The organism is Sphingomonas sp. ATCC 31555, from assembly GCF_000282895.1.
In the GTDB taxonomy this organism is placed as follows: domain Bacteria; phylum Pseudomonadota; class Alphaproteobacteria; order Sphingomonadales; family Sphingomonadaceae; genus Sphingomonas.
The window spans coordinates 1-13762 of record NZ_ALBQ01000034.1 but is presented as its reverse complement, the minus strand read 5'-3'; the positions used below and the strand labels follow the sequence as shown (position 1 = coordinate 13762).

The 13762-nt window shown below is 65.0% G+C and carries 10 protein-coding genes; 7 read left to right on the top strand and 3 right to left on the bottom strand.

From position 1 onward, the window contains the following. Window positions 1-6: 6 nt before the first annotated feature. The gene (rpoB, locus tag B215_RS0114195) at window positions 7-4161 is read right to left on the bottom strand and encodes a DNA-directed RNA polymerase subunit beta (RefSeq protein ID WP_019370310.1); all 4155 of its coding nucleotides are present in this window, start codon (window positions 4159-4161) and stop codon (window positions 7-9) included. Between the two features lie 352 nt (window positions 4162-4513). Here rpoB and B215_RS0114190 point away from each other — a divergent pair, with 352 nt between their 5' ends. From B215_RS0114190 to B215_RS0114180, 3 genes are all read left to right on the top strand, one after another. After that, window positions 4514-6805 (top strand): TonB-dependent receptor, encoded by a 2292-nt coding sequence (locus B215_RS0114190; RefSeq protein WP_019370309.1) that lies wholly within the window; start codon window positions 4514-4516, stop codon window positions 6803-6805. A gap of 241 nt (window positions 6806-7046) precedes the next feature. Further along, window positions 7047-7604, top strand: coding sequence for a hypothetical protein (locus B215_RS0114185; RefSeq protein ID WP_019370308.1), 558 nt, complete (start codon window positions 7047-7049; stop codon window positions 7602-7604). Window positions 7605-7663: 59 nt separating this feature from the next. After that, window positions 7664-8236: a hypothetical protein gene (locus tag B215_RS0114180; RefSeq protein ID WP_236704474.1), complete on the top strand. Its 573-nt coding sequence runs from the start codon at window positions 7664-7666 to the stop codon at window positions 8234-8236. Between the two features lie 94 nt (window positions 8237-8330). Here the strand turns inward: B215_RS0114180 and rplL are convergent, their stop codons facing one another. Then, on the bottom strand, window positions 8331-8708 hold the full coding sequence (gene rplL / locus B215_RS0114175) for a 50S ribosomal protein L7/L12 (RefSeq protein ID WP_019370306.1): 378 nt from the start codon (window positions 8706-8708) through the stop codon (window positions 8331-8333). Between the two features lie 57 nt (window positions 8709-8765). Next, window positions 8766-9281: a 50S ribosomal protein L10 gene (gene rplJ, locus B215_RS0114170; protein ID WP_026009268.1), complete on the bottom strand. Its 516-nt coding sequence runs from the start codon at window positions 9279-9281 to the stop codon at window positions 8766-8768. Between the two features lie 489 nt (window positions 9282-9770). On the opposite strand from rplJ, the gene B215_RS20180 reads away from it, so the two are divergent. The 4 genes from B215_RS20180 (at window position 9771) to B215_RS0114145 (ending at window position 13737) form a co-directional block, all read left to right on the top strand. Then, window positions 9771-10529 (top strand): hypothetical protein, encoded by a 759-nt coding sequence (locus B215_RS20180; RefSeq protein WP_019370304.1) that lies wholly within the window; start codon window positions 9771-9773, stop codon window positions 10527-10529. An 825-nt stretch (window positions 10530-11354) separates the two neighbouring features. Next, on the top strand, window positions 11355-11609 hold the full coding sequence (locus B215_RS21680; protein ID WP_201785392.1) for a hypothetical protein: 255 nt from the start codon (window positions 11355-11357) through the stop codon (window positions 11607-11609). Further along, the gene (locus B215_RS21575; RefSeq protein WP_160327956.1) at window positions 11606-11866 is read left to right on the top strand and encodes a porin; all 261 of its coding nucleotides are present in this window, start codon (window positions 11606-11608) and stop codon (window positions 11864-11866) included. The genes B215_RS21680 and B215_RS21575 overlap by 4 nt, the downstream gene beginning before the upstream one ends. 65 nt (window positions 11867-11931) lie before the next feature. Beyond that, window positions 11932-13737, top strand: a complete 1806-nt coding sequence (locus tag B215_RS0114145; protein WP_019370300.1) for a methyl-accepting chemotaxis protein — start codon at window positions 11932-11934, stop codon at window positions 13735-13737. Window positions 13738-13762 lie beyond the last annotated feature (25 nt).

The window sequence follows — 13762 nt, the reverse complement described above, 5'->3', positions numbered from 1 at the left end:
GGTTCCTTACTCCGCTGCGATCTGCACGCCGTCGTCGTCGAAGCCGAGTTCGGCCGTCTTCAACTCGACGTTCAGGCCCAGCGAGCGCATTTCCTTGACGAGCACGTTGAAGCTCTCCGGAATGCCGGCCTCGAAGGTGTCGTCGCCCTTGACGATCGCTTCGTAGACCTTGGTGCGGCCGACCACGTCGTCCGACTTCACCGTCAGCATTTCCTGGAGCGTATACGCCGCGCCATAGGCCTGGAGCGCCCACACTTCCATTTCACCGAAGCGCTGGCCGCCGAACTGCGCCTTACCGCCCAGCGGCTGCTGGGTGACGAGGCTGTACGGCCCGATCGAACGCGCGTGGATCTTGTCGTCGACCAAGTGGTGCAGCTTGAGCACGTACTTGTACCCCACCGTCACCTTGCGATCGAACGCCTCGCCCGTACGGCCGTCGAACAGCGTCACCTGGCCGGATTCGTCCAGGCCCGCCATCCGCAGCATCGCCGAAACGTCGGCTTCCACGGCGCCGTCGAACACCGGGGTGGCCATCGGCACGCCCGAGCGGACGTTCTGCGCCAGGTCGACCAGCTGCTCGGTCGAGCGGCGGTTCAACTCGTCCTTGTAGTTGTCGCCATAGACCGTGCCGAGCAGCTCCTTGACCGCTTCCGGCGCTTCGCCGGCCTGCGGGTTGGGGTTGGCTGCACGCCATGCATCGAGCGCATCGCCGATCTTCCGGCCCAGACCGCGCGCGGCCCAGCCTAGATGGGTCTCGAAGATCTGCCCGACGTTCATGCGGCTCGGCACGCCCAGCGGGTTGAGCACGAAGTCGACCGGCGTACCGTCCTCCAGGAACGGCATGTCTTCCTGCGGCAGGATGCGGCTGATGATGCCCTTGTTGCCGTGGCGGCCGGCCATCTTGTCGCCCGGCTGCAGCTTGCGCTTCACTGCGACGAACACCTTGACCATCTTCAGCACGCCCGGCGGCAGCTCGTCGCCCCGCTCCAGCTTCTCGCGGCGGTCTTCGAACTTGTCCTTGATGCGCTTCACGGCCTCGTCATACTGGCCCTTCACCGCTTCCAGGTTGCCCTGCATCGCGTCGTCCTGAACGGCGAACTTCCACCACTCGTGGCGGTCGACGCTGTCCAGCAACTCCTCGTCGATCGTGACGCCCTTCTTCAGGCCCTTCGGCGCGCCGGTGGCGACCTGACCCAGCAGCATCTCGCGTAGGCGCGACCAGGTCGCGCGGTTGAGAATGTTGCGTTCGTCGTCGGCATCCTTGCGCAGGCGCTCGATTTCCTCGCGTTCGATCGCCAGGGCGCGCTCGTCCTTGTCGATGCCATGACGGTTGAACACGCGGACGTCGACGATCGTGCCCGAAACACCCGGCGGCAGACGCAGCGACGTGTCGCGCACGTCGCTGGCCTTTTCGCCGAAGATGGCGCGGAGGAGCTTTTCTTCCGGCGTCATCGGGCTTTCGCCCTTCGGGGTGATCTTGCCGACCAGGATGTCGCCCGGCTCCACTTCGGCGCCGACATAGACGATGCCTGCTTCGTCGAGGTTGCGCAGCGCTTCCTCGCCGACGTTCGGGATGTCGCGGGTGATGTCTTCCGGCCCGAGCTTCGTGTCGCGCGCCATCACCTCGAACTCATCGATGTGGATCGACGTGAACACGTCGTCCTTCACGATGCGCTCGTTGATCAGGATCGAGTCCTCGTAGTTGTAACCGTTCCACGGCATGAACGCGACGAGCACGTTGCGGCCCAGCGCCAGCTCGCCGAACTCGGTCGAGGGGCCGTCGGCGATCACGTCGCCGGCCTGCACGATGTCGCCAACCTTCACCAGCGGACGCTGGTTGATGCAGGTCGACTGGTTCGAGCGCTGGAACTTCATCAGCGTGTAGATGTCGACGCCGCTCTCGCTGGCGTCCACGTCACCCGTCGCGCGGACGACGATACGGGTCGCGTCGACCTGGTCTACCACGCCCGAACGCTTGGCGGCGATCGCGGCCCCGGAATCGCGGGCCACGGTCGCTTCCATGCCGGTGCCGACGAACGGCGCTTCCGCCTTCACCAGCGGCACGGCCTGACGCTGCATGTTCGAGCCCATCAGCGCGCGGTTTGCGTCGTCCTTCTCGAGGAAGGGGATCAGCGACGCGGCGACCGAAACGAGCTGCTTTGGCGATACGTCCATCAGCGTCACCTGATCGCGCAGCGCCATCAGGAATTCGCCGCCCTGGCGGGCCGAGACGAGATCGTCGACGAACGCACCGGTTTCATCGAGCTCGGCCGATGCCTGTGCGATCGTGTGCTTCTGCTCTTCCATCGCCGACAGATAGACGACGTCGTTCGTCACCTTGCCGTCGATGATCTTGCGGTACGGCGTTTCGATGAAGCCGTACTTGTTGACGCGGCTGAAGGTCGCGAGGCTGTTGATCAGACCGATGTTCGGGCCTTCCGGCGTTTCGATCGGGCAGATACGGCCATAATGGGTCGGGTGAACGTCGCGGACTTCGAAGCCTGCGCGCTCACGCGTCAGACCACCCGGCCCGAGCGCCGAAACGCGGCGCTTGTGTGTCACTTCGGAAAGCGGGTTGGTCTGATCCATGAACTGCGACAGCTGCGACGAACCGAAGAATTCGCGCACCGCGGCGACGGCGGGCTTGGCGTTGATCAGGTCGTTCGGCATCACCGTCGACACGTCGACCGACGACATGCGCTCCTTCACGGCGCGCTCCATGCGGAGCAGGCCGACGCGGTACTGGTTCTCGAGCAACTCGCCCACCGAACGAACGCGACGGTTGCCGAGATTGTCGATGTCGTCGACTTCGCCCTTGCCGTCCTTAAGGTTCACGAGCGTCTTGACGACTTCGAGAATGTCCTCGGTGCGCAGCGTGGTCACGGTGTCCGGCGTGTCGAGGCCCAGGCGCATGTTGAGCTTAACGCGGCCCACGGCCGAGAGATCATAGCGCTCCGGATCGAAGAACAGGCCGGCAAACAGCGATTCCGCGGTCTCTAGCGTCGGCGGTTCGCCAGGACGCATCACGCGGTAGATGTCGGCCAGCGCCTGCTCGCGCTCCTCGGCCTTGTCCACCTTTAGCGTGTTGCGGATCCACGGACCGGTGGTGATGTGATCGATGTCGAGCAGTTCGAGCCGATCGATGCCGGCCTTGTCGAGCTTCTCGAGATTCTCGGCCGACACTTCGTCGCCGGCTTCGATGTAGATCTCGCCGGTCTGCTCGTTGATCAGGTCATAGGCGCTGTAGCGGCCGAAGACTTCCTCGGTCGGGATCAGCAGCGTGGCGAGGCCGTCCTTCGCCGCCTTGTTCGCCGCGCGCGGGCTGATCTTCTGCCCGGCGGGGAACACGACTTCGCCCGATGCGGCATCGACGATGTCGAACATCGGCTTCTGGCCGCGCCAGTTCTCGGCCTGGAAGGGGATCTGCCAGCCGTTCGGGCCGCGGACATAGGTCACGCGGTTGTAGAACTGGTTGAGGATGTCTTCGCTGTTCAGGCCGAGCGCGTATAGCAGGCTGGTGACCGGCAGCTTGCGCTTGCGGTCGATGCGGACGTTGACAATGTCCTTGGCGTCGAACTCGAAGTCCAGCCACGAACCGCGATACGGGATCACGCGCGCGGCGAACAGATACTTGCCCGAAGCATGGGTCTTGCCGCGGTCATGGTCGAACAGCACGCCCGGCGAACGGTGCATCTGGCTGACGATGACGCGCTCGGTGCCGTTGATGAAAAACGTGCCGTTCTCAGTCATGAGCGGCATGTCGCCCATGTACACGTCCTGCTCCTTGATATCGAGCACCGACCGGGCTTCCGTATCGGGATCGACCTCGAACACGATGAGGCGTAGGGTAACGCGCATCGGCGCCGCATAGGTGATGCCGCGCTGGCGGCACTCGTCCACGTCGAACTTCGGATCCTCGAGCTCGTAGGTCACGAAGTCGAGTTCGGCGGTGCCGGCGAAGTCGCGGATCGGGAACACGCTGCGGAGCGTCTTCTCGAGGCCGGAGACATAGCCGATCGAGGGGTCCGACCGCAGGAACTGTTCGTAGGATTCGCGCTGAACCTCGATCAGGTTCGGCATCTGCACCACTTCGTGGATGTCGCCGAACACCTTGCGGATGCGGCGCTTCAGCGTGCCGCCCTCGATTGCCTTGGTAGCCATAGGTGTGTGTTGCCTCGTCAGCCGTAAACTCGCTGCCCCTGTCCGGGAGCCAGGACGTGCAAAGCGACGCCAAAAGGCTGCGCGACCCCCGATCTTCGGGATTCGGCAGCTTCATGGCGTCTAATGGCCATTCCGATCCATACGTTCGGTGCGCTGCGCGACGGCGTACCATTTCCCGATCGAAGGGCCAGGGCGGGGATATAGGCGCCGGGGAAGGGGATGTCAAAGGGCGTGGCGTCAGGAAGCGGGGGTAGTGGCCAAGCGATTACTGGGTGGAAACAATTCTGTCGTCGGGGTGCAGTGAAGCCTTAACAATCTCCCGCCAACCGGCCTTCCGAACAAGGGAGGCATTATGAACTACAAGAAATCGGGTCTGCTTGCCGCGTTGCTCGCGACCGTCTCGGCCACGGCGGTACAGGCGCAGGACGCGGCGCAGGGCGAGGGGCCGGGTGGGGACATCATCGTTACGGCGCAGAAGGTCGAGCAGAAGCTCAGCGAGGTGCCGATCACGATCACCGCCGTGACGCAGGAGCAAATGCGCCGGATCGGCGTCAGCGATCTTGATGAGCTTTCGAACTATGTGCCCGGCCTTAACATCCAGGAGCAGAGCGCCAACAATCCCGGCATCGTGATCCGCGGCATCACATCGGACAGCGGATCGGCGCAGCAGGCGGCGCGCGTTACGCTCTACTATAACGGCATCGATATCTCGCGCTCGCGTGGCGCATATCAGGCGATCTATGACGTCGACCGGATCGAAGTGGTGAAGGGGCCACAGGCGACGCTGTTCGGCACCGCATCGACGATCGGCGCCGTCAGCATCCTCTCCGCGCGGCCGAAGGCCGGCGTGTCCGGCCAGCTGACTGCCGGCTATGGCAACTACAACGCCTATCTAGTGAGCGGCCACCTCAACATCGGCAATGACGTGATCGCTGCGCGCGTCGCCGGCGAGTGGAAGAAGCGCGATGGTTATGTGGAGAACCTGTCCCCGACGCAGGACGATCTGTACGCGCAGAACCAGCTCGGCCTGCGCGCGTCGCTGCGCTACACGCCGGACGATGCGCTGGCCATCGACCTGATCGGCACCTATGACCGGCAGCGCAATAGCGGCACGCCGTTCATCTCGCGGCGCTTCGCCACGTCTGCCGGGCCGGCCGATCCGTTCGGGGCGGCCAATCTTTCCGGCTCGCCTTTCTCGGCAACGGCGCTGGGCGCCGACAAGCTCGGGCTGACGCGCGACGTGTACGACGTCAATCTGACCGCCAGCTATGACTTTGGCGAGGGCTGGAGTTTCACGACCGTCAACGGGTATCGAGCGTTCAACTCGCTCGAGATTTTCGACGCGGACGGATCGGCTGCCTGGTGGCTCGAATTCGCCGAGGGCGCCTATGGCTCGCAGATCAGCCACGAAGGCCGCTTCGCCTATTCCGACGATCATGTCCGCACCAGCTTCGGCTGGAACGTGTTTCACGAGAACAGCCGTCAGGAAGTGCCGTTCTCGACCGAGGAGGGCATCTACATCCAGTGCGCGTCGAACGTGATCCCCGCGCTGGGCTGCGTCTCTTCCACTGGCGTGGTTACCGCCGCACAAGCCACCCCGCTGCTCACGCGCGGCGCATTGACGCAAATCCCCTACCGCTCCATCTTCACCAACAAGGGCATCAATGATCAATATTCGATGTTCGGCGAAGCAACCTGGATGCCGACCCAGCGCCTTGAACTGACGGCGGGCATTCGAGCGCTAATCGAACAGCGCAAGTCGGGCTTCGTTTCGATAGCGCCGCGATCGCTGCTGAGTGGGGCGGCGCTCATCCCCGGGCAGGCGACTACCAACGGCACGCTCTGGGCGCAGGACAGCTTCCAGGCCTTTCTGCCGCGCTTCAACGTCCTGTATCGCTTGACCGACGCGGTGAATCTGTACGCCACCGTATCCAAGGGGCGGCGGTCTCCCACGGTGAACCAGGGCGCGACCTCGCTGTCGGTGATCCCGGAAGAGACGGTGTGGAACTATGAAGGCGGTGTGAAGCTGGCCCGCAGCATGTTTACCGGCTCGCTCGGCGTCTATTATCAGAAGTACAAGAACTTCCAGATCAACCGTACCGTTACCGAAGCCAACGATCCCTCTGGCCGTCCGGTAGGTTCCACCGTTACCGAAAGCGCCGGCACCGCCAGCAACTTGGGTTTCGAGGCCGAGGGCCAACTACGCCCGACTAATTGGCTGACGCTGTTCGGCAATGCCGGCTTCATCGATGGCGGCGTCGACAAGGACCGGTCGAACGGCATCTATGCGGGCAACCGCTTCCGCCTGCAGCCGCGGCTGCAATGGGCGGCGGGCTTCACCGTCGATGCGCCGGTGGCCAACGGGGTGCGCCTGTTCGCAACGCCGAGCGTTACCTATCGCAGCAAAATCTTCTTCGAAATCCCTAACCGGGAGGCGATCTCGCAGGACAAGGTAACGCTGGTGAACGTGCGGGCGGGGCTCAGCTTCGCCGAAGGACGGTATGAAGTTGCGGGCTATGTCCGCAATGCCACTAACGAGCGGTACCTGCTCGATGCCGGCAACACTGGCGGGGGCTTCAATAACCCCACCTATATTCCTGCCGAACCGCGCTTTTACGGTGTTCAGCTAACCGGCAGGTTCTAACCGAAACGACGTGCGGGGGTGGGCAGCGGCTCGGCGCCCACCTCACATGTTTTCGGCGCATTCAATAAACGCCGATCGCGTGTATCGCGCACGAGATCAGTATAATTCCCGAAGCGATAACCTTGGTGTCTGCATAATTCGTTAAGTCTGATGATGTTGAGTGGCAGCGAAGCCGGAGACGGCGTCGTTTGGGGCTCGATGGCAGTTTTGCGGAGCTGCCAGCTTGCCGTGGAGCAGGGCCATGAACATCGCTACGATCCGAAGATACTTCTACGAAGCGATCGAATTCCTCACCTATTTCGTTTTCATGACGGTACTTGGTGCGGCGATGTACACGCTGGTCGAATATGCTCCGCAGGCAAATGCGAAGTGGTACATTAATACCTGCATTGCCATGGCGATCTTCACGGGCGTATATGCGCTGCGGATGTACAGCCGCTATCGGCGGTGGCGGAAGCGGCTGAGCGCGGCAGGCCTGTCGCTGGAGCCCGCACCCGAGCCGCTTCCGGAGGTGTCGGCTGAGGAACGGCGGACGCTGCGCTGGTCCGAACGAATTGCGGCTGAGCGGCTGGAGGCGCAGGGCGGCGATCCGGCTCGGGTGAAGCTGCTCGAAGAGCTTGAGGCGGTCGAGAGGGAATATCGGGCGAAGCGGATTGCGCTCGGTGAAGATCCCGACTCCGAAGATCCGGATTTCGAGATCGATCCCAGCATGTCGCTGGAGGCGATTCGCTTGCGCATCGCCGATCGGATGGCGCGGGAAGCTATCGAGGAAGAAGAATCTCGACGCATTTTTCGGTAGCGGGGCGGGGTTGCCGCTAAGCATTTCCTAACGATTTTCGTTGATGAAGCAGGTGCGAAATGGGCGAGCAGCGCGCCTCTGCGGCTTTTTGCGCCAGTCGCGGGGGCTTGCGTACCATGAACTCTGAATCCGTTCGTCGATATCTTCTGCTGTCCGTCGAATTCGGCGCGTATTGCGCGCTGATGATGCTGCTCAGCTACCTGATGGTGCTGATCGTCCTTGAAGCACCGCAGCCCGGCAGCACGGTCTACATCACTGCGGGCGTCCTCGCGGCGCTGTTCACGGGCGTGCATTCGGCGCGGATGTTTCATGTCTATCGTGCGGCGCTGCGGCGAGCACACCTTGCCCGCAGCAAGCCCCGCGAGCGCCCGCGGCACTGGTCCGATCGCATCGCCGCGACGGAGCGGGTGAACAAGCACGACTTGCTTCGCACGAACAATGCGGTGGAAGATGCGTCACCCGAATTGGAAGCGATCCGGCTGCGCATTGCTGAGCGTATGGCGCGCGAGGATCGCGAACAGAGCGAGCAGGAGCGCCAGGAGCGCGAAGCGGTCGACCGCGAGCGTCTGGAGCGTGCGAGAAATGCCCGCATCCGCGCGGAGGCGGAGCGAAGGGTACGCCAGCGACAGTAACGGCTTCAACAGGTCGGCACCGGTCACGCAAAAAGGCGGCTCGTTCCCGAGCCGCCTTTCCGTTTCGCAAGCCTTGAAGGCCGGCGCAGAAGCCTTACTTGACCTCGACGGTCGCGCCGGCTTCTTCAAGCTGCTTCTTGATCTTCTCGGCTTCGTCCTTGGACACGCCTTCCTTGACCGGCTTCGGAGCGCCTTCGACCAGGGCCTTGGCTTCAGTGAGGCCGAGGTTGGTGATGGCGCGGACTTCCTTGATGACGTTGATCTTCTTGCCACCGTCGCCGGTGAGGATCACGTCGAATTCGGTCTTCTCTTCAGCGGCCGGGGCAGCGGCGCCACCAGCGGCCGGGCCAGCAACGGCGACGGCAGCGGCGGCCGAGACGCCCCACTTCTCTTCGAGCAGCTTCGACAGCTCGGCTGCTTCGAGAACGGTCAGCGCGGAAAGCTGTTCGACGATTGCGTTAAGGTCAGCCATGATACACTCCAGTTAAATCAAAAGTTCGGGATAAAAGTCGCAACTGCCGACAAGGTGTCAGGCAGCTTCCTTCTCGCTGTACGCTGCAAGCACGCGCGCGATCTGCGCCGCGGGCGCCTGGGCGATCGTGGCGAGCTTGGTCGCGGGCGCCACGATGAGCCCCACGAGCTTGCCGCGCAGCTCGTCCAGCGACGGCAGCGAGGCCAGTGCCTGAACGCCGGCGGCATCCAGCAGCAGCCCGCCCATGGCCCCGCCGACGATCTCGATCTTGTCGTTCGTCTTGGCGAAGTCCGCGACCACCTTGGCCGCAGCCACGGGATCCACGGAAGTGGCGAGCGCCGTCGGACCCGTCAGCAGATCCGCGAGCACCGCATAATCGGTGCCCTGGGCAGCGATCTTGGCGAGCTTGTTCTTCGAGACCTTGTAGCTCGCACCGGCTTCGCGCATCTTGTTGCGGAGGTCCGTCGACTGCTTGACGGTCATCCCGAGGTTGCGGGTGATGACCACCACGCCGACCTCGTTGAAAGTGCGGTTCAGCTCGGCAACGGCGTCGGCCTTCTGGGAACGATCCATGCCGGTTTCCTCATACATGAGGCTCCCCTGCGACAGGGAGCCCCGGTTACGACCCGCCAAAGCGGGCCAGGCTCTCAAATGTCCGAGGGGGTGGATCGTCAGCGGCCGGGGAAATCCCTGGGCGTGACCCGAACGCAGCACCCGCACAAGGGCGGGCCGCATCGGAAAAATCGTTCCCCGTCTAGGCGAGAGATCAAGACCGGCAGATTCCGGTCGCTCGCTGTCTCGGACGGATTCCTCCCGAAAGAGGAAGCGCGCACATAGCGGATTCGGCAGGGGAGTCAATGGTCGAGAGGGCGGGCGCGGGAGAGGGGCAGGGCAATGATGGGCTCACCCTCACCCTCCCATCGCTCGCGCAATGGGGCTCTTTCCTCGCCCACAGGGTGCGGGGTCGACGTCTCTCGGCCTGCGGGAGGGTTGAGGGTCTTGAAGAACAAAAAAGGAACAGCCATCTTCGCGCCGACATGGGCAGCAGGCGGGGGCAGCGCGATGCGGGGCACGACGAACGATCGGGCGCGGGAGAACCGGCGGTTCCTGCAGGCGCTGCGCCGCACCGCCAATGTGACGCTGGCTGCCGAGGCGGTGGGGCTGACGCGCAAGACCTTCCAGAAGCGCCGCGCCCGCAACCCAGATTTCGCCGCCGAATGGGATGCGGCCCTCGCCTATGGCCAGGCGCAGCTCGCCGCCGGGCGGGCAGGGGCACCGGCGGGCGACGACCCCACCGTGACCAGGGGCGGCGAATATAGCGTGCGCGGATCGCGCGGGCGGCGAATCCAGGTGCGGCGAAGCCCCAAGGGCGCGCTGACCGTGGACGGCGAGCGCCGCTTCCTCGCGCACCTCGCCGCCACGGCCAATGTGCGGCTCTCCGCTCAGGCGGCTGGCGTCGGCTATAACGCCATCTATACCCGCCGCCAGAACTCCCCCGCCTTCGCCGCCGCGATGCGCATGGCGCTGCAGGAAGGCTATGACCGGCTGGAACTGGCGCTGCTCGCCCACGCGATCGACTCGCTCGCGCCCGACGGCGCGCCGCTGGAGGACTGGCAGGACATTGCCGACATGCCCGAGCCGCTGGAACGGATGACTCCACAGGAGGGGGTGCTGCTGCTGCGATCCCGCCGCCCGCACATCGAAGCCGGCCTGCGCCCCACCCACCACCCACTGCCCCGCTGCGACCGCGGGCAGGCGCTCGCCCGGCTGGAGCGCGAACTCGACAAGCTGGAACGGCGGAAGCGACGGGACGAGGGATAGCAGCGACGCGCCGGACGCGGCGCGTCGCTGCTCCGGCAATGCCGCAGGGGCCCACTTGCGAGTGGTGCGGCATTGCCGGTTATTTTGCGAGAGGGCGACCGTGCAATCGGTTCAACCTGATTGCGGCGCCGTCCGTTCCTGGTTGAGTGCGACCAGGCGAGCGAAGATTTCGTCCCCGTCCAGCCGCCCGGCGCGCCAGTCCTCGCCCCCGGCATAGGCGTAGGCGACCGCTGCATCGAACGCGGCCTACGCATTTGCCAGCCGTTGCGGGCAGGCGTTGTAGAGGTTGGTCAGCGTGCGCTTTTTCAGCTACTTCCCCGGCGCCTTGTCGCGCGGCAGGAAGCGATTGGGATAGCCGGGCACGACCTTTGGCTCGGGCATCACCAGATCACCAAGCCTTGCGATACGGCAGCCTGATCTCCGTCCGCATGATCTGATTGTCCGTTCCCGCGGCGGGGTTGCCCCTCCACTGCCTGCGGCGGCGGTCCTGCTCCCTCTCTGGGAAAGAACACAGACAGGTGCCGCGCGCCATGCCAGCGGCGGAATCGAACAATGCGAACTAAGTCATTACGATTGTTCCGTACTATTACATATCCCCGCCGAAACCGAACGTTTGCACCAATCCTCCTCTAGAATATGTCCAAGGCGTGTCGGTTCTCTGGGCAAGGGGCTCAGCCCGCGTTCGGGAACGATATAGAAATGGGTCTTGCGCAATTGTGTGCCGGCCTGCTGCTTGTCAGCGGGCCGGTGTCCAGCATCTCCGATTCCTCGAGCGCCGGTGGGGGCGGCGCGGCGCCTGGCTTGCCGGCCGTCGCGCCTGCGTCCGTGTCCGTCCCCGCGTCTGCGCCCGCGCCGACGTCTGCGGCTGCCGAGGCGTCGGGTGCGCCGGGGGGCGTGGTCGTGCAGGCGCAGCGTTTACCGCCGATCCAGTGGCGCAACGGCTCGCCGGTGCTGGTCTCTGCCGATGGCGGCACCAGCTTTCGCCCGCTGGGGCAGATGATCGTCGATACCACCCGCACCCGCGGCGCGCGCGATTGCCCTATGCGGCCGCGACCGGCGGCATCGGGCGTCCGGTGGTGAAGCGATCGGTGTTCCAGGGAGGCCGCGGTCCGGTGGAACTCACCGCGCGCTACCAGGAACTCATCGTCCGCACGCCCGGCACGCGGGGCACCGGCTCCACGCTGACCGCCGGCGTCAACTGGTATCTGAGCAGCCTGATGCGGGTGATGGCCAATACTTCTGCCTGGCGGCTGAACCCCGCCAGCCTGCCGGGCGGCACCGCCGCACGCACCGATCGTGGCACGACGTTGGTGCTGCGCGCGCAATTCGTTTTTTGAACTCCGACTGACGAGAGGGTCCTTGCATGTCAGCGATACGTAATCTGCGATTGTCTGGGAAACTGATGGCCGCTTTTGCCGCGGTGATCCTGGTGGTGATCGCCTCGGGCAGCTACACCTATCTGAGCCTGAGCCGGCTGGCCGCCGTGTCCGACGCCAATGTGAACAGCATCCATGTCGCTCAGCAGGGCGAGGCGATGCTGGCCGCGATCATCCAGCAGGAAAACGCGCTGCGCGGCTTCGCCATGCTGGGGCGCGAGGAACTGCTCGGCGAATATGCCGAGAATATGAAGGCTTTCGAAAAGGCTTCGAGCGCGTTCGAAAGCGCGACCAAGCTGCCCGAACAGCTGGAACGGCTGCGGGCGCTGCGCGCCGAAGTGGCGGACCTGAACGACCGCCGCTTTGCCGAGCTGATCAAGCTGGCGCGCAACCCGGCCACGCGGGGGCGGGCGCAGGAAATCTCGGGCATGAAGCAGCTGCCCAAGGTGCGCGCGCTGACCGCCGAGATCGCCGCGGCACAGCAGCAGAAGATCAGCGAACAGCGCGCCGAAATGGCGGCCGCAAAGAACGGCGCGATGCTGGCCGTGGTGGTGGGCGGCGTGATCGCCACGCTGATCGCGGGGATGATGGCATGGCTGCTCTCGGGCGCGATCGTGCGGCCGCTGGCGGGCATGACCCGGACGATGACGCGGCTGGCCGATGGCGACACCAAGGTCGACGTGCCCGCCGCCGACCGCGGCGACGAAGTGGGCGAGATGGCGAAGGCGGTGCTCGTCTTCCGCGAGAACGCCCGCCAGAAGCAGATCGCCGATGCCGAAGCGGCCAAGGCGGTGGAGGAGCAGAATTTCGTCACCGCGACGATCTCGCAGAACCTCGACAAGGTTTCGCATGGCGATCTGACCGCGAGCATCACCGAGGCGTTTCCGCCGGCCTATGCGGCGCTGCGCCAGAACTTCAACGAGGCGATCGCCAATCTGCGCGAGCTGATCGGATCGGTGATCGAATCCGCCGCCGCAATCCGCACCGGATCGAGCGAGATCGCCCAGGCCAGCGAAGATTTGGCCCGGCGGACCGAAGGCAACGCCGCCAGCCTGGAGGAGACCTCCGCCGCGATCGCCCAGATGGACCACCGGTTGAAGGCGACCGCGATGGCCGCCACCAGCACGCTGGATCGTGCAGACGGCGCCATCTCCACCGTCTCCGGCGGCCGCTCGATCGCCGACGAGGCGGTGCAGGCAATGACCCGCGTGGCAGACAGCGCCAAGGGCATCGACAGCGTGATCGAGGGGCTGGACAAGATCGCCTTCCAGACGCGGGTGCTTGCGATGAACGCCGCCGTCGAGGCGGGCCGTGCGGGCGAGGCGGGCCGCGGCTTCGCGGTGGTCGCCGATCTGGTCTCCGCGCTGGCGATGCGCGCCGAGGAAGAGGCCGGCCGCGCCCGCGACCAGCTGACCGCGACGCAGAACGATATCGGCGCAGCGGTGAGCATGGTGCAGCGGGTCGATGGCGCCCTGGCCAATATCAGCGGCGATGTGGGTGAGGTGCATTCGCTGCTGAGCAGCATCGCGACCGACAACCAGGCCCAGGCCTCGGCGGTGACGCAGATCTCGGCGGCGATTTCCGCCATGGACACCGCCACCCAGCAGAATGCGGCGATGGTGGAGGAAACCTCCGCCGCGGCGCGGACGCTCAATTCGGAAGTGACGACGCTGGCCGATCAGGCGCAGCGCTTCAGCATCGGTTCGAGCAAGACCGCCGCAGCCGCGCGCGCCAGCACCATCGCCAGCATGGGCGCCGGCCAGCGACGGGCGAAGGTGTCGGCGGTGCCGGTGAGGCAGATGGCCGACGCCGACGAGTGGACGACATTCTGACCGGCTCCCCAGGCCGCGGGCGGGG

Bases quoted from the DNA above. Each gene is read 5' to 3' on its own strand.
- rpoB (WP_019370310.1), bottom strand. From the start codon at position 4,161: ATGGCTACCAAGGCAATCGAGGGCGGCACGCTGAAGCGCCGCATCCGC.
- B215_RS0114190 (WP_019370309.1), top strand. From the start codon at position 4,514: ATGAACTACAAGAAATCGGGTCTGCTTGCCGCGTTGCTCGCGACCGTC.
- B215_RS0114185 (WP_019370308.1), top strand. From the start codon at position 7,047: ATGAACATCGCTACGATCCGAAGATACTTCTACGAAGCGATCGAATTC.
- B215_RS0114180 (WP_236704474.1), top strand. From the start codon at position 7,664: ATGGGCGAGCAGCGCGCCTCTGCGGCTTTTTGCGCCAGTCGCGGGGGC.
- rplL (WP_019370306.1), bottom strand. From the start codon at position 8,708: ATGGCTGACCTTAACGCAATCGTCGAACAGCTTTCCGCGCTGACCGTT.
- rplJ (WP_026009268.1), bottom strand. From the start codon at position 9,281: ATGGATCGTTCCCAGAAGGCCGACGCCGTTGCCGAGCTGAACCGCACT.
- B215_RS20180 (WP_019370304.1), top strand. From the start codon at position 9,771: ATGCGGGGCACGACGAACGATCGGGCGCGGGAGAACCGGCGGTTCCTG.
- B215_RS0114145 (WP_019370300.1), top strand. From the start codon at position 11,932: ATGGCCGCTTTTGCCGCGGTGATCCTGGTGGTGATCGCCTCGGGCAGC.